Consider the following 14311-nt stretch of genomic DNA (forward strand, 5'->3'; position numbering starts at 1 on the left):
ACAAAAAACCGCCCGAAGGCGGTTTCTTGCATCGGGTCGGCCCCGCGTAGGGCCAGCCGCAGCCGGAAGGCTGTGAGGCTTAGCGCTGACGCGCCTTGAAACGCGGGTTCGACTTGCAGATGACGAAGATCTTGCCGCGACGACGGACGACCTTGCAGTCGCGGTGACGGGCCTTCGCCGACTTCAGGGAGGACAGGACTTTCATGGCATACCTCGGCGTAAACAGTAGTTGTTCGGGTGGAGCGTGGCCGCGATATGCGAAAGACAATCGGCAGTTGACGCTCGTTCAAGCCCGCCATTCTACCGGGCTTTTCCTCGTGGTTTCAAGTGGTTGCACAAAAGACCCCGCTGGGGGCGTCTGGCAGGGGCTAGAATGACCCCTTCACACGCTCTGGGACCCCCATGAATCCACTCGCTCCCGTCCTGACCATCGACGGCCCATCCGGGGCCGGCAAGGGTACCATCAGCCGCATCATCGCGCGCCGCATGGGCTGGCATTACCTGGATTCGGGTGCGCTGTACCGGGCGGTGGGCGTGGCCGCAAGCTGGGCCGACATCGACACCTCCGACGCCTCGGCGCTGGTGCGCTGCACCTTCGATACCCATGTTCAGTTTGTCGAGCAGGGCGATGCCATGCGGGTCATGGTCAACGGCACCGATGCCACCGACGAGCTGCGCCTGGAGACCACCGGCGCCCTGGCCTCTGCCATCGCCGCCATCCCCGAGGTCCGGGCCGCCCTGAAGGAGCGGCAGCGCGCATTCAGGGAGCTGCCGGGCCTGGTCGCCGACGGCCGCGACATGGGCACGGTGATCTTCCCGGATGCCCCCCACAAGGTCTTCCTGACCGCCAGCGCCGAGGAGCGCGCCGAGCGCCGGCATAAGCAGTTGAAAGACAAGGGGGTTTCTGTTAACTTTGATGACCTCCTGCGCGAGATCATGGCCCGCGACGCCCGTGATGCCCAGCGTACCGTGGCGCCCCTGAAGCCGGCAGACGATGCTGTCCTCATCGACACCACAGGCATCGGCATCGATGATGTCGTTGCCCGAGTGATGGATCTGCTTCCGGTTCCGGCTGCCTGATCCGTTCGCGCGGGAGCACTGCCAGCCGCATCGGCAGTGGTCGCGCAAAGCAGTGCTGTACCCGCTCCGTCGCGCAATGATGCGTGGCGGTTTTCCTACTACACACGACCTGCGTTTCCGGGGTCGACCAACAGGCGGGCGGTCGCCATTCCCCTGAAGGGGACGCCACCGACCCATGTGTCCAACAGAGTAAATCTAATGACCGAATCATTTGCCGAACTGTTTGAAGCCAGCCAGGCCAACCTGGCCAAGCTGAAGCCGGGCGCCATCGTCAGCGGTACCGTTGTTGAAGTCCGCGGCGACGTCGTGGTGATCAACGCTGGCCTGAAGTCCGAAGGCATCGTGCCGATCGAACAGTTCCGTAACGACGCTGGCGAAATCGACGTCGCCGAAGGCGACATCGTCAAGGTCGCCCTCGACTCGATCGAGAACGGCTTCGGCGAAACCGTCCTGTCGCGCGAGAAGGCCAAGCGCGCGATGGTGTGGGACGAGCTGGAAGAAGCGTTGGAAAAGAACGAAACCATCACCGGCCGCATCAGCGGCAAGGTCAAGGGTGGTTTCACCGTGGACATCAAGGATGTCCGCGCCTTCCTGCCGGGTTCCCTGGTCGATGTGCGCCCGGTGCGCGATCCGGCCTACCTGGAAGGCAAGGAGCTCGAGTTCAAGCTCATCAAGCTGGACCGCAAGCGTAACAACGTCGTGGTCTCGCGCCGCGCTGTCGTCGAAAGCGAGCACTCGGAAGAGCGCGAGCAGCTGATGGACAAGCTGCAGGAAGGCGCGATCCTGAAGGGTGTCGTCAAGAACCTGACCGATTACGGCGCGTTCGTGGACCTGGGCGGTATCGACGGCCTGCTGCACATCACCGACATGGCGTGGAAGCGCGTGCGTCACCCGTCGGAAGTCGTGAACGTCGGCGACGAGCTGGACGTCCGCGTGCTGAAGTTCGACCGCGAGCGCAACCGCGTTTCGCTGGGCCTGAAGCAGTTGGGCGAGGATCCGTGGGACAACATCGGCCGTCGTTACCCGGCCAACAGCCGCGTCTTCGGCAAGGTCTCCAACGTCACCGATTACGGTGCGTTCGTTGAGATCGAGCCGGGCGTCGAAGGCCTGGTGCACGTCTCGGAGATGGATTGGACCAACAAGAACGTCAACCCGTCCAAGGTTGTGCAGGTTGGTGATGAAGTCGAAGTGATGGTGCTGGACGTCGATGAAGAGCGTCGCCGCATCTCGCTGGGCATGAAGCAGGTTGCCGCCAACCCGTGGGAAACCTTCGCTGCCACCCACAAGAAGGGTGACAAGGTGTCGGGCCAGATCAAGTCGATCACCGACTTCGGCATCTTCATCGGCCTGGACGGCGGCATCGACGGCCTGGTCCACCTGTCCGACATCAGCTGGAACACCACCGGCGAAGACGTCGTTCGCAACTTCAAGAAGGGCGATACCCTGGACGCCGTCGTCCTGGCTGTCGATCCGGAGCGCGAGCGCATCTCCCTGGGCGTGAAGCAGCTGGAGCAGGATCCGTTCGGCCAGTACATGGCTGCCAATCCGAAGGGCTCCAAGGTCGAAGGCGTGGTGAAGGAAGTCGACGCCAAGGGCGCGATCATCGAGCTGGCTGACGGCATCGAAGGTTACGTCTCGGCCCGCGACATCGCCAACGAGCGCGTTGACGACGCCACCCAGCACCTGAAGGTCGGCGACAAGGTCGAAGCCAAGTTCGTGGGCATGGACCGCAAGGGCCGTACCCTGCAGCTGTCGATCAAGGCCAAGGACGACGCGGAAATGCGCGAAGTGCTGGAGGAATACCAGTCCTCTTCGGCTTCCAGCGGCACCACCCAGCTGGGCGCACTGCTGCGTGCACAGCTGAACGGCAACAAGTCCGAGTAATCGGCCTTAGGCTGTTCGTTGTTTCCTGGACGGCCCGGGCCTTGCCCGGGCCGTTTCAGGCTGAGATACCCCTGATGTGAGCCGGTAATGACCAAATCCGAACTGATCGAAATCCTTGCGCGCCGCCAGGCGCACCTGAAGGCCGATGATGTCGATCTGGCGGTGAAGTCGTTGCTGGAAATGATGGGCGGATCGCTGTCCGCCGGGGATCGCATCGAAATTCGTGGTTTTGGCAGCTTCTCGCTGCACTATCGGCCGCCGCGCCTGGGTCGCAACCCGAAGACCGGCGAGTCGGTTGCCCTGCCGGGCAAGCACGTCCCACATTTCAAGCCGGGCAAGGAACTGCGCGAGCGTGTCAGCAGTGTGCTGCCGCTGGACGCCGATCCGGCCTGAGCCTCCCGTCGCGCCACCGCGTGCGAATCCAGCCGCGAGTCGGATAAGCTACGGACTCCTGCCACTGGAGCTGTCGCATGAAGGTTTTTCGTCTGCTGGTCCTGCTGGCGGTACTCATTGTTGGGTTGATCATCGGTGCCATGAACATGGACGAGATGACCATCAACCTGCTGTTCACCCAGCTCAAGACCTCGGTCGGCGTGGCCATCATTGCCGCGTTGCTGATCGGCGTCATCGTTGGTGCTGGCCTGGTGCTGGTGAGCGTGGTCATTCCGCTCTACAGCCAGCTGCGCCGCGCCAACAAGTCCGCTGCCGCCACGCCGGCACCGGTTGCCTCCCCTCAATCTTTTGATGGACGCTGATCGAAGATGGATTTCGTCACCGAGTGGTTCTGGTTCTTCCTGTTCGTTCCGCTGGCCGCACTGGCCGGGTGGGTGATCGGACGGCGTGGTGGTCAACGCCACGGTGACAACCAGGTCAGCCGCCTGTCCAGCACCTACTTCCGTGGCCTGAACTACCTGCTCAACGAGCAGCCGGACAAGGCCATCGAGCTGTTCCTGCACATCGCCGAGCTGGACAAGGAAACCTTCGAGACCCAGGTCGCGCTGGGCCACCTGTTCCGCCGCCGCGGCGAAGTCGATCGCGCCATCCGCCTGCACCAGGGCCTGGTCAACCGGCACGACCTCAGCGATGCGCAACGCGTGCAGGCGCTGCTGGCGCTGGGCGAGGACTACATGAAGTCCGGCCTGCTGGACCGTGCCGAGACCGTGTTCACCGAACTGGCGCAGCTGGACCAGCGTGCCCCGCAGGCACTCAAGCACCTGATCGGCATCTACCAGGCCGAGCGTGACTGGGAAAAGGCGATCGACAACGCGACCCGTTTCGAGGACGTTACCGGCGAGCCGATGGGCAAGCTGATCGGGCAGTTCGAGTGCGAACTGGCCGAACGCTTCCGCGGTGCCGGCAAGCTGGAAGAGGCGAGGGCGGCGATCGCCCGGGCCTACCAGGCCGATGCGATGTCGGTGCGTGCCGGCATCATCGAAGGGCGCCTGGAAACCGACGCGGGCAATCCGGAAGCGGCCGTACGCGCGTTCGAGCGTGCTGCGCGCAATGATCCGGAGTACCTGCCGGAGCTGCTGCCGGCGCTGATGCAGAACTACCGCAAGGTGGGTGATCTGGCAGGCGCGCGCGCTTTCCTGTCGGAGATGACCGAGCATTACCGTGGCATTGCCCCGGTGCTGGCGCTGACCCGCCTGATGGAAGAGCAGGAGGGCGTGGCCCCGGCCCGTGCCTACCTGGGCCGCCAGCTCAAGGACCGCCCGTCGGTGCGTGGCGAGTCCGCGCTGATCGACCTGACCCTTGCTGAAGGCGCTGATTCCACGGCGACCCTGCACGACCTCAAGCACATCACCGACCAGTTGCTGGTACGCAACCCGGCCTATCGCTGCACCCGCTGTGGTTTCGGGGCGCGCACCCATCACTGGCAGTGCCCGAGCTGCAAGGAGTGGGGTACGGTCAAGCCGCTGTTGAATTACGCGGTGCTCTGATCCATGCCGTGGCTCGTGATGGGCGCGCTGCTGGGCCTGGCCCTGCTGAGTGCGGCGCTGACCTGGGCGGCGCGGGGCTATGCGCTGCGCCGGCAACTGTTTGACCAGCCGGGCGAGCGCCGCAGTCACAGCGTAGCGACCCCTCGAGGTGGCGGCATCGCCATCGTCATCAGCCTGCTGGTGACCGCCGGTGTTGCCATGTGGGCCTGGCCCGCAGCGCTTCCGAGCCTGCTCGTGGCCGCCCTTGGCCTGGCGCTGGTGGCGGGTATCGGCTGGTGGGATGACCATCGGCCGCTTCCGGCCATGCGCCGCCTGATGGTGCATTTCATCGCCGCCGCGCTGCTGGCCGCGCTGGTCAGGGTGCATGGTGGCAGCTGGCTGCTGGCCGTGTTGGTCCTGCTGTTCACTGCCTCTCTGATCAACATCTGGAATTTCATGGATGGGATCAACGGCATCGCGGCCAGCCAGGCCGGTGTGGTGGCCCTGGGGCTGGCGCCGTTGCTGCCCTGGCCGTACTCGCTGGCGGCCATCGCGTTGGGCCTGGCGTGCCTGGGCTTCCTGCCGTTCAACTTCCCACGGGCCCGGATCTTCATGGGCGATGTCGGAAGTGGCGCGCTGGGTTATGCGGTTGCGGCGGTGCTGGCACTGGCCAGTGTCAAGACCGACATCAACTGGATACTGCTGCTTGTGTCGGCATCGCCGTTCCTTGTGGACGCAGGCTTCACACTGCTGGCGCGCATCATTTCAGGACAACGCTGGATGGAACCCCATACCCAGCATGTCTACCAGCGCGCGGTGCAGGCAGGAGCCAGTCACGCCCGGGTAACAGGGATGTACTTTGCTTTGGGCCTGTTCAGTATTACAGTGCTTAATGTCTGCTCCAACTTGCAGCCGAGGTGGGAGGCTGCCGTGGCGATCGCGTGGTTCATTGCGCTGAGCGTCCTCTGGCTCCTCCTGCGCAATGGATTGCGCCACCGAAAAGGAAATACCTGACTTATGGCTTCACCCTGGCGGGACAGAATCCTCGGCCTGATGCCGCGTTCGGCCATCGTCTGCCACGACCTGTTCATGGTCTGGGCATGCTGGCAGCTGCTGCATGCAGGGCGGTACTCGATCCTGGCCAACGCCCCCGAGCTCCCTCTCTGGAACGTCGACACCACGCTGGTGCTGCTGCTGCAGGGCCTGGTGTTCTGGCGCGTGGGCCTCTATCGGGGGCTGTGGCGGTTCGCCAGCGTCAGCGACCTGCTGAACATCTTCAAGGCCAGCTTCATCGGCATGGTGGCCATCGTGCTGGTGCTGATGTGGAAGCGCTTCGATGGCGTGCCGATGTCGGTGCTGGTGATCTATCCGTTCGCGCTGTCGGCGCTGCTGGGCGCGCCGCGCCTGCTGTACCGGGCCTGGAAGGACTACCAGGCGCTGCAGTCGGACTCATCCGCGCGTCGCGTGCTGATCCTGGGTGCCGGCCAGGCCGCCGAGACCCTGGTCCGTGACCTGCGCCGTTCAGGCAATTTCGAGCCGGTCGGCCTGCTGGACGATGCGCCGCACCTGCGCGGTGCCAAGCTGCAGGGCCTGCCGATCCTCGGCACCCTGGACGATGCGCCGACCGTGGTCCGTGAGACGGCGGCCAAGCTGCTGGTGATCGCCATCCCCTCGCTGGACGCCGCAGGCATGCAGCGGATCGTGGCCATCTGCGAAAGCACCGGCGTGCCGTTCCGCACCGTGCCCAAGCTCAGCGACATCCTGCAGGGCCAGTCGCTGCCGGGGCAGTTGAAGGAAGTGGCGATCGAGGATCTGCTCGGACGCAAGCCGATCATGCCGGACTGGAACCTGATCCGTGGCTGGTTGGGCGGGCGTACGGTGATGGTCACCGGCGCTGGCGGCTCGATCGGCTCCGAGCTGTGCCGCCAGTGCGCGCGTCACGGTGCCGGTCGCATCATCCTGCTCGAGATCAGCGAGCTGCTGTTGCTGACCATCGAGGGTGAGCTGCGACGCAGCTTCCCGGACGTCGAGGTTGAAGCAGTGCTGGGCGATTGCGGCGACCCGGCGGTGATCCGCCATGCGCTGTCGCTGCATCCCGTCGACACCGCCTTCCATGCCGCCGCCTACAAGCATGTACCGGTGCTGGAGCGGCAGCTGCGCGAGGCGGTGCGCAACAACATCCTGGCCACAGAGAACGTGGCCCGCGCCTGCCTGGAAGCGCGCGTCGAGCACTTCGTGTTCATTTCCACCGACAAGGCCGTCGACCCGGTCAATGCGCTGGGCGCCAGCAAGCGCTATGCGGAAATGATCTGCCAGAGCCTGGACCAGAAGTCCACGCATACCCGTTTCGTCACGGTGCGCTTCGGCAACGTGCTGGCCTCGGCCGGCAGCGTGGTGCCACTGTTCCGCGAACAGATCCTGCGGGGTGGGCCGGTGACCGTCACCGACCCGGAAGTCAGCCGCTACTTCATGACCATCCCGGAGGCCTGCCAGCTGATCCTGCAGGCCGCCGCCTCGGCGTCGCACGGTGCGATCTATACCCTCGACATGGGCGAGCCGGTGCCGATCCGCGTACTGGCCGAGCAGATGATCCGCCTGGCCGGCAAGCAGCCGTACAAGGACATTCCGATCATCTACACCGGGCTGCGTCCGGGCGAGAAGCTGCACGAGACGCTGTTCTATTCGGACGAGGACTATCGTTCCACCGCGCACCCGAAGATTCTCGAGGCCGGTGTGCGCGCGTTCTCACGTGACCTGGTGCTGGGCAATGTTCCGCGCCTGCGCGATGCCGTGGCTGGTTACGACACCACCAGCATCCAGGAGATCCTGTTCGCGACAATGCCGGAGTTCTCGCCAATCGAACAGGATGCTTACATTTCATCCGCTAAAGTCGTGCCCTTTCCGGCACGTGAGGCCAACAGGCACCAATGAGCAAGCGAATTCGCAAGGCAGTTTTTCCAGTGGCAGGGCTCGGGACGCGCTTCTTGCCGGCAACCAAGACGGTTCCGAAGGAAATGTTGCCGATCATTGATCGTCCGCTGATCCAGTACGCGGTCGATGAGGCAATCGAAGCTGGTTGCGACACGCTGGTGTTCATCACCAACCGCTACAAGCATGCCGTGGCCGACTACTTCGACAAGGCTTACGAGCTGGAGCAGAAGCTCGAGCGCGCCGGCAAGCAGGAGCAGCTGGAGATGATCCGCCACGTGCTTCCCAACGGCGTGCGTGCGATCTTTGTGACCCAGGCCGAGGCCTTGGGCCTGGGCCATGCGGTGCTGTGTGCAAAGGCCGTGATCGGTGACGAGCCGTTTGCAGTGCTGCTGCCGGACGACCTGATCTGGAACCGCGGCGACGGCGCGCTGAAGCAGATGGCCGATCTGAACGAAGCCAGTGGCGCCAGCGTCATCGCCGTTGAAGATGTGCCGCACGACAAGACCGCCAGCTACGGCATCGTTGCCACCGAGGCGTTCGATGGCCGCAAGGGCCGCATTTCGCAGATCGTGGAGAAGCCGAAGCCGGAGGACGCGCCCAGCGACCTGGCCGTGGTCGGCCGCTATGTGCTGAGCCCGAAGATCTTCGAGCTGCTGGAGCAGACCGGCAGCGGTGCCGGTGGTGAGATCCAGCTGACCGATGCGATCGCGCAGCTGCTGAAGACCGAAGAAGTCGATGCCTATCGTTTCGAGGGCACCCGCTTCGACTGTGGCACGCACCTGGGGCTGGTGGAGGCGACGATCCGCTTCGCGCTGGACAACCCGAAGCTGGCCGGCCCGGCGCGGGAGAAGCTGGCGGCGATGCTGGCGGAATAAGGGTTCTATCAAGCGCTCCGTGCAGCGCCTTGATCGATACGTGATGGGCGGGACGGGTGGGCCTTTGCAGGACACGCCGTAAACCCGTCCATGGGGGCTCGGTCGCCGCATCCATGCGGCGAACGGTCCTGCCAAAGGCCCACCCGCCCCGCCTGTCAGGTTTCCTGCGGGCGCGGACGGGAAGGGCGGAATCAAGGGCAAGAGCAAAAGCAAAAAGGCAGCCGATGGCTGCCTTTTTTGTTTCCGCGAGCGTCGAGTCGGGGTCGGATCCCTTTGCGTAGCAAAGGGCTCTGACCCCAGCTCTTGCCCTGCCTTTGCTCACCCCTCCGCCGCGCGGAATGATGGATGGCGTGGGTGGGTGAGGCTGACCGGGACCGTTGGCGCCATGGATGGCGCCATCGAGCCCCCAGGGACGGGTTTACGGCGTGTCCCGGGCAGCCTCACCCACCCGGGCCCCACAGCCAACCAACAATCAGCCGGCAACGCTTTGAACCTTACAGCGCCTCGAAAATACCCGCCGCGCCCATGCCGGTGCCGATGCACATGGTCACCATGCCGTACTTCTGCTGGCGACGACGCAGGCCGTGCAGCAGGGTTGCGGTACGGATCGCGCCGGTTGCACCCAGCGGGTGGCCCAAGGCAATCGCGCCGCCCAGCGGGTTGACCTTGCTCGGGTCCAGGCCGCAATCGCGGATCACCGCCAGCGACTGCGCGGCGAACGCTTCATTCAGTTCAATCCAGTCCAGCTGGTCCTGGGTCAGGCCCGCCTGCTTCAGTGCCTTCGGGATCGCGGCGATCGGGCCGATGCCCATCACTTCCGGGCGCACCCCGGCCACCGAGAAGCTGACGAAACGGGCCAGCGGGGTCAGGCCGTAGTCCTTGATCGCCTGTTCCGAGGCCAGCAGCACGGCACCGGCGCCATCGCTCATCTGCGAGGAGTTGCCGGCGGTGACGGTGCCGCCGAACTGGCCGTTGCGGAACACCGGGCGCAGCTTGGCCAGGCCTTCGGCCGAGGAGTCCGGGCGGGGGCCTTCGTCGGTGTCGGCGATCTTGTTGCGGGTGATGATGCGCTGGCCGTCGGCCAGGTCCGGCAGGTGCGAGACGATCTCGTACGGGCTGATCTCGTCCTTGAACTCGCCGTTCTGGATCGCGGCCATGGCCTTCTGGTGCGAGGCGAGGGCGAAGGCGTCCTGGTCTTCACGCGAGACCTTCCACTCTTCGGCGACCTTCTCGGCAGTGATGCCCATGCCGTAGGCGATGGCCACGTGGTCGTTGTCGAACACGCTCGGCGCCATGGCGATCTTGTTGCCCATCATCGGCACCATCGACATCGACTCGGTGCCACCGGCCAGCATCAGGTCGGCGTTGCCCAGGCGGATCGCGTCGGCGGCCTGCGCCACGGCCTGCAGGCCGGAGGAGCAGAAGCGGTTCACGGTCTGCGCGGCGATGGTGTTTGGCAGGCCAGCCAGCAGCACGCCGATGCGCGCCACGTTCATGCCCTGCTCGGCTTCGGGCATGGCGCAGCCGATGATCGCGTCATCGATGCGGTTGACGTCCACGCCCGGGGCCTGCGCGACGACGCTGCGCAGCACGTGCGCAAGCATGTCGTCGGGGCGGGTGTTGCGGAACATGCCCTTGGGCGCCTTGCCAACCGGGGTGCGGGTGGCGGCGACGATGTAGGCGTCCTGGATTTGCTTGGTCATTGCAGTGATCTCTTGAATTTTTTAGCCGGAGTGCCGACCAACGGTCGGCACCCACCGGAAGCAGGGATGGGCGATCAGTTACGCAGCGGCTTGCCGGTCTTCAGCATGTGCGCGATGCGGGCCTGGGTCTTTTCCTGCTGGGCCAGTTCGACGAAGTGCTTGCGCTCCAGGGTCAGCAGCCACTCTTCGTCGACCAGGGTGCCGCGGTCGACCTTGCCGCCGCACAGCACGGTGGCGATGCGCTCGGCGATCTCGTAGTCGTACGGGCTGATGAAGCGGCCTTCCAGCATGTTGACCAGCATCATCTTGAAGGTGGCGATGCCCACGTCACCGGCGACCTGGATGCGGCGTGCCGGCAGCGGCGGGCGGTAGCCGGCTTCGGCCAGGGCGCGTGCTTCGGCCTTGGCGATATGCAGGGCCTCGTAGCTGTTGAACACCACCTTGTCGGTGCTGCGCAGCAGGCCCAGCTCCTTGGCGTTGACCGCCGAGTTGGACACCTTGGCCATCGCCACGGTCTCGAAGGTCTTCTTCAGTTCGGCGAACACGTCGCCGCCCGGGCCCGCGGCCTGCGAGGCACGCACGGCCAGTTCCTTCAGGCCACCACCGGCCGGCAGCAGGCCGACGCCGGCTTCGACCAGGCCGATGTAGCTTTCCAGGAAGGCAACGGTCTTGGCGCTGTGCATCTGGAACTCGCAGCCGCCGCCCAGGGCCAGGCCACGCACGGCGGCCACCACCGGCACCAGGGAGTACTTGATGCGCTGGCTGGTGCGCTGGAAGTTGGCGACCATTTCCTCGAACTGGTCGACCTTGCCGGCCTGCAGCAGGCCGAGCGCGCCGGCCAGGTCGGCACCGGCGGAGAAGGGTTCCTTCTGCTGCCAGATCACCAGGCCCTGGAAGTCCTTCTCGGCGCGGCTGACGCATTCCTGCAGGCCGTCCAGCACCTGGTCGGAGACGGTGTTCATCTTGGTCTTGAAACTGACCACCGCGATGCCATCGCCGTCGTGCCACATGCGCAGGCCGTCGTTCTCGAACACGGTTTCGCCCGGAGCGAACTGCTCGCCCAGCAGCGGATCCGGGAAGCGCTGGCGCTGGTACACCGGCAGCGACGAACGCGGCAGCTTGGCGTTGCGCGACGGGCTGTAGCTGCCTTCGGCGGCGTGCACGCCGTCGCGGCCATCGAACACCCAATCCGGCAGCGGGGCGCTGCTCATGCTCTTGCCGGCCACGATGTCATCGGCGATCCACTGTGCCACCTGCTTCCAGCCGGCAGCCTGCCAGGTCTCGAACGGGCCCAGCGACCAGCCGTAACCCCAGCGGATGGCCAGATCGACGTCGCGCGCGGTCTCGGCGATGTCGGCCAGGTGGTAGGCGCTGTAGTGGAACAGGTCGCGGAAGGTCGCCCACAGGAACTGCGCCTGCGGGTGCTGGCTCTCGCGCAGCTTGGCGAACTTCTCGGCCGGGTTCTTGATCTTCAGGATCTCCACCACTTCAGGTGCGGCGGTGCGGTCGGCCGGACGGTAGTCCTGCTTCTCCAGATCCAGTACCACGATGTCCTTGCCGACCTTGCGGAAGATGCCGGCGCCGGTCTTCTGGCCCAGCGCGCCCTTGGAAATCAGCGCGTCCAGCCACTTCGGCGACTTGAAGAATTCATGCCACGGGTCGTTCGGCAGGGTGTCGCCCATGGTCTTGATGACGTGGGCCATGGTGTCCAGGCCGACCACGTCGGAGGTGCGGTAGGTGGCCGACTTCGGGCGGCCGACCAGCGGGCCAGTCAGGCCGTCCACTTCATCGAAGCCCAGGCCGAACTGCTGGGTGTGGTGGATGGTGGACAGGATCGAGAACACGCCGATGCGGTTGCCGATGAAGTTCGGGGTGTCCTTGGCGTACACCACGCCCTTGCCCAGGGTGGTGACCAGGAACTCTTCCAGGCCTTCCAGCACGGCGGCGTCGGTGGTGGTGGCCGGGATCAGCTCGGCCAGGTGCATGTAGCGCGGCGGGTTGAAGAAGTGCACGCCGCAGAAGCGGTGGCGCAGCTGTTCGGGCAGCACGTCGGCCAGCTTGTTGATGCCCAGGCCCGAGGTGTTGGAGGCCAGCACCGCGTGGTCGGCCACGAACGGCGCAATCTTCTTGTACAGGTCCTGCTTCCAGTCCATGCGCTCGGCGATGGCCTCGATGATCAGGTCGCAGTCCTTCAGCTGCTCCAGGCCGGAGTCGTAATTGGCCGGGGTGATGGCTTCGGCCAGCGACTTGCTGGCCAGCGGCGCCGGGCTCAGCTTGCCCAGGTTGGCGATCGCCTTCAGCACGATGCCATCGGCCGGACCTTCCTTCGCAGGCAGGTCGAACAGCACGGTGTCGACGCCGGCGTTGGTGAGGTGGGCGGCGATCTGGGCACCCATGACGCCGGCACCCAGCACGGCGGCGCGGCGGACTAGCAGGGAATTGGACATGGTGTAGGGCCTTTGTTGGTCAGCAGTTACTGGGTGGAATCAAAGGGAAGCGGGCAGGGCGCTGGCACGTGCGGCGGCGCGGAACCCGGCTTCGGCGAAATGGATCAGTTCGTGGGCGGCATGGGCACGATGCGCCGCTTCGGTGACACCGGCGGGACGCTTGATCAGCCCGAAGTCGGCCATGGCATAGGTGAGCGAGCCGGCCAGGAAGTCCAGGCGCCAGTACAGCTCTTCCTTGCTCAGGCCGGGCACGCACTCGCCGATGGCCTTGCCGAACGCACGCAGCACGTGGCCGTAGTGGTCGGACAGGAACTTGCGCAGGTTGTCGTTCTTCTCGGCGTAGGCGCGGGCAATCACGCGCACGAAGGCGCCGCCGTTCTGGCGGTCCTGGGCCAGCGCCAGGGCCGGCTCGACGAAGGCGGCCAGCACCGGGCGCAGTTCGCCGGGGTGTTCGCTGCGGGCCCGCTCCAGCTGCGCCAGGCGCGCGCCGGTCATCTCGTCCATGCGGCGGCGGAAGACCTCATTGACCAGATTTTCCTTGGAACCGAAGTGGTAGTTGACCGCGGCAATGTTGACGTCGGCCTGGCTGGTCACCTGGCGCAGCGAGGTGCCGGCGAAGCCGTGCTGGGCGAACAGCTCCTCGGCCGCGCCGAGGATCCGGTCCTTGGTCGAGAAGTGGGCGGGTTTGGCCATCGGCGGGCAGACCTTAATCAAACGATTGTTTGATACTAGGACCAGACGGTACCGTATGGCATTTTGCAGTGCAGCAAAATCGGCCGCTCCGGTCAGATTTCACTCAGGTGGGTGAATGGGTGGACCTGAACCTGTAGAGCCGAGCCCGCGCTCGGCTGCTCTTCGGCCCAAAGGCCAGCCGAGCATGGGCTCGGCGCTACAACAGGGCCACATGGCCCTCTACCACCCGGCCACGTTATCTTTTACAATTCGCCTACGTTTATCAGGCTAAGCCCGCGTCCCGACGCGGGTTTTTTTCATGTTACCCTTCGGGCCATCAGCGGCCCGATTCCATTGGAGACATCCCATGGCGCTGGAGCGCACCCTTTCGATCATCAAGCCGGACGCCGTTGCCAAGAACGTCATCGGCGAAATCTACGCCCGCTTCGAGAAGGCCGGCCTGAAGGTCGTGGCCGCCAAGTACAAGCAGCTGTCGCGCCGTGAAGCCGAAGGCTTCTATGCCGTGCACCGCGAGCGTCCGTTCTTCAACGCGCTGGTCGAGTTCATGATCTCCGGCCCGGTGATGATCCAGGCCCTGGAAGGCGAGAACGCCGTCCTGGCCCACCGCGACCTGCTGGGCGCCACCAACCCGAAGGAAGCCGCGCCGGGCACCATCCGCGCCGACTTCGCCGAATCCATCGATGCCAACGCCGCACACGGCTCGGACTCGGTCGAGAATGCCGCGATTGAGATCGCCTACTTCTTCGCCGCCACCGAAGTCGTCTCGCGCTGAGAGTAAT

At 65.1% G+C, this 14311-nt stretch carries 13 protein-coding genes; 9 read left to right on the plus strand and 4 right to left on the minus strand.

Features of this window, described 5'->3' with window-relative positions; all coding sequences use genetic code 11:
* Nucleotides 1-79: 79 nt before the first annotated feature.
* On the minus strand, nt 80-205 hold the full coding sequence (ykgO, locus tag ACTXG9_RS06925) for a type B 50S ribosomal protein L36 (RefSeq protein ID WP_005409283.1): 126 nt from the start codon (nt 203-205) through the stop codon (nt 80-82).
* 197 nt (nt 206-402) lie between these two features.
* On the opposite strand from ykgO, the gene cmk reads away from it, so the two are divergent.
* The 8 genes from cmk (at nt 403) to galU (ending at nt 8689) form a co-directional block, all read left to right on the plus strand.
* Nucleotides 403-1080 carry a (d)CMP kinase gene (cmk, locus tag ACTXG9_RS06930; protein WP_019661298.1) on the plus strand — a complete coding sequence of 226 codons (678 nt, stop codon included), beginning with the start codon at nt 403-405 and terminating at the stop codon, nt 1078-1080.
* Between the two features lie 198 nt (nt 1081-1278).
* Nucleotides 1279-2964 (plus strand): 30S ribosomal protein S1, encoded by a 1686-nt coding sequence (rpsA, locus tag ACTXG9_RS06935; protein ID WP_005416230.1) that lies wholly within the window; start codon nt 1279-1281, stop codon nt 2962-2964.
* An 87-nt stretch (nt 2965-3051) separates the two neighbouring features.
* On the plus strand, nt 3052-3357 hold the full coding sequence (locus tag ACTXG9_RS06940; RefSeq protein ID WP_005409286.1) for an integration host factor subunit beta: 306 nt from the start codon (nt 3052-3054) through the stop codon (nt 3355-3357).
* Between the two features lie 77 nt (nt 3358-3434).
* Complete coding sequence (locus ACTXG9_RS06945) at nt 3435-3719, plus strand: LapA family protein (RefSeq protein ID WP_019661299.1); 285 nt, start codon at nt 3435-3437, stop codon at nt 3717-3719.
* A 6-nt stretch (nt 3720-3725) separates the two neighbouring features.
* The gene (gene lapB, locus ACTXG9_RS06950; protein ID WP_019661300.1) at nt 3726-4904 is read left to right on the plus strand and encodes a lipopolysaccharide assembly protein LapB; all 1179 of its coding nucleotides are present in this window, start codon (nt 3726-3728) and stop codon (nt 4902-4904) included.
* Between the two features lie 3 nt (nt 4905-4907).
* On the plus strand, nt 4908-5897 hold the full coding sequence (locus ACTXG9_RS06955; RefSeq protein WP_456115589.1) for an MraY family glycosyltransferase: 990 nt from the start codon (nt 4908-4910) through the stop codon (nt 5895-5897).
* Nucleotides 5898-5900: 3 nt separating this feature from the next.
* On the plus strand, nt 5901-7814 hold the full coding sequence (locus ACTXG9_RS06960) for a polysaccharide biosynthesis protein (protein ID WP_019661302.1): 1914 nt from the start codon (nt 5901-5903) through the stop codon (nt 7812-7814).
* Nucleotides 7811-8689, plus strand: coding sequence for a UTP--glucose-1-phosphate uridylyltransferase GalU (gene galU, locus ACTXG9_RS06965; protein WP_057498118.1), 879 nt, complete (start codon nt 7811-7813; stop codon nt 8687-8689). Before ACTXG9_RS06960 ends, galU begins: the two co-directional genes overlap by 4 nt.
* A gap of 494 nt (nt 8690-9183) precedes the next feature.
* Here galU and ACTXG9_RS06970 read toward each other — a convergent pair whose 3' ends face one another.
* The 3 genes from ACTXG9_RS06970 to ACTXG9_RS06980 all read right to left on the minus strand — a co-directional run bounded on the left by ACTXG9_RS06970 (nt 9184) and on the right by ACTXG9_RS06980 (nt 13532).
* Nucleotides 9184-10392, minus strand: coding sequence for an acetyl-CoA C-acyltransferase (locus ACTXG9_RS06970; RefSeq protein WP_005409292.1), 1209 nt, complete (start codon nt 10390-10392; stop codon nt 9184-9186).
* Nucleotides 10393-10466: 74 nt separating this feature from the next.
* Entirely contained in the window at nt 10467-12839 is a 2373-nt protein-coding gene (locus ACTXG9_RS06975; RefSeq protein ID WP_021202919.1) for a 3-hydroxyacyl-CoA dehydrogenase/enoyl-CoA hydratase family protein, read from the minus strand.
* A gap of 39 nt (nt 12840-12878) precedes the next feature.
* The gene (locus ACTXG9_RS06980; protein WP_049453251.1) at nt 12879-13532 is read right to left on the minus strand and encodes a TetR/AcrR family transcriptional regulator; all 654 of its coding nucleotides are present in this window, start codon (nt 13530-13532) and stop codon (nt 12879-12881) included.
* A gap of 346 nt (nt 13533-13878) precedes the next feature.
* Between ACTXG9_RS06980 and ndk the strand changes: the two genes are divergently transcribed.
* Nucleotides 13879-14304, plus strand: a complete 426-nt coding sequence (gene ndk / locus ACTXG9_RS06985) for a nucleoside-diphosphate kinase (protein WP_005409295.1) — start codon at nt 13879-13881, stop codon at nt 14302-14304.
* Nucleotides 14305-14311 lie beyond the last annotated feature (7 nt).

The organism is Stenotrophomonas maltophilia group sp. LNF247 (assembly GCF_054083135.1).

What these genes read in the sequence shown, in the direction of transcription:
- ndk (WP_005409295.1), top strand. Translation starts at nt 13,879, where the DNA reads ATGGCGCTGGAGCGCACCCTTTCGATCATCAAGCCGGACGCCGTTGCC.
- cmk (WP_019661298.1), top strand. Translation starts at nt 403, where the DNA reads ATGAATCCACTCGCTCCCGTCCTGACCATCGACGGCCCATCCGGGGCC.
- lapB (WP_019661300.1), top strand. Translation starts at nt 3,726, where the DNA reads ATGGATTTCGTCACCGAGTGGTTCTGGTTCTTCCTGTTCGTTCCGCTG.
- ACTXG9_RS06975 (WP_021202919.1), bottom strand. Translation starts at nt 12,839, where the DNA reads ATGTCCAATTCCCTGCTAGTCCGCCGCGCCGCCGTGCTGGGTGCCGGC.
- ykgO (WP_005409283.1), bottom strand. Translation starts at nt 205, where the DNA reads ATGAAAGTCCTGTCCTCCCTGAAGTCGGCGAAGGCCCGTCACCGCGAC.
- ACTXG9_RS06945 (WP_019661299.1), top strand. Translation starts at nt 3,435, where the DNA reads ATGAAGGTTTTTCGTCTGCTGGTCCTGCTGGCGGTACTCATTGTTGGG.
- ACTXG9_RS06960 (WP_019661302.1), top strand. Translation starts at nt 5,901, where the DNA reads ATGGCTTCACCCTGGCGGGACAGAATCCTCGGCCTGATGCCGCGTTCG.
- ACTXG9_RS06970 (WP_005409292.1), bottom strand. Translation starts at nt 10,392, where the DNA reads ATGACCAAGCAAATCCAGGACGCCTACATCGTCGCCGCCACCCGCACC.
- rpsA (WP_005416230.1), top strand. Translation starts at nt 1,279, where the DNA reads ATGACCGAATCATTTGCCGAACTGTTTGAAGCCAGCCAGGCCAACCTG.
- galU (WP_057498118.1), top strand. Translation starts at nt 7,811, where the DNA reads ATGAGCAAGCGAATTCGCAAGGCAGTTTTTCCAGTGGCAGGGCTCGGG.
- ACTXG9_RS06980 (WP_049453251.1), bottom strand. Translation starts at nt 13,532, where the DNA reads ATGGCCAAACCCGCCCACTTCTCGACCAAGGACCGGATCCTCGGCGCG.
- ACTXG9_RS06955 (WP_456115589.1), top strand. Translation starts at nt 4,908, where the DNA reads ATGCCGTGGCTCGTGATGGGCGCGCTGCTGGGCCTGGCCCTGCTGAGT.
- ACTXG9_RS06940 (WP_005409286.1), top strand. Translation starts at nt 3,052, where the DNA reads ATGACCAAATCCGAACTGATCGAAATCCTTGCGCGCCGCCAGGCGCAC.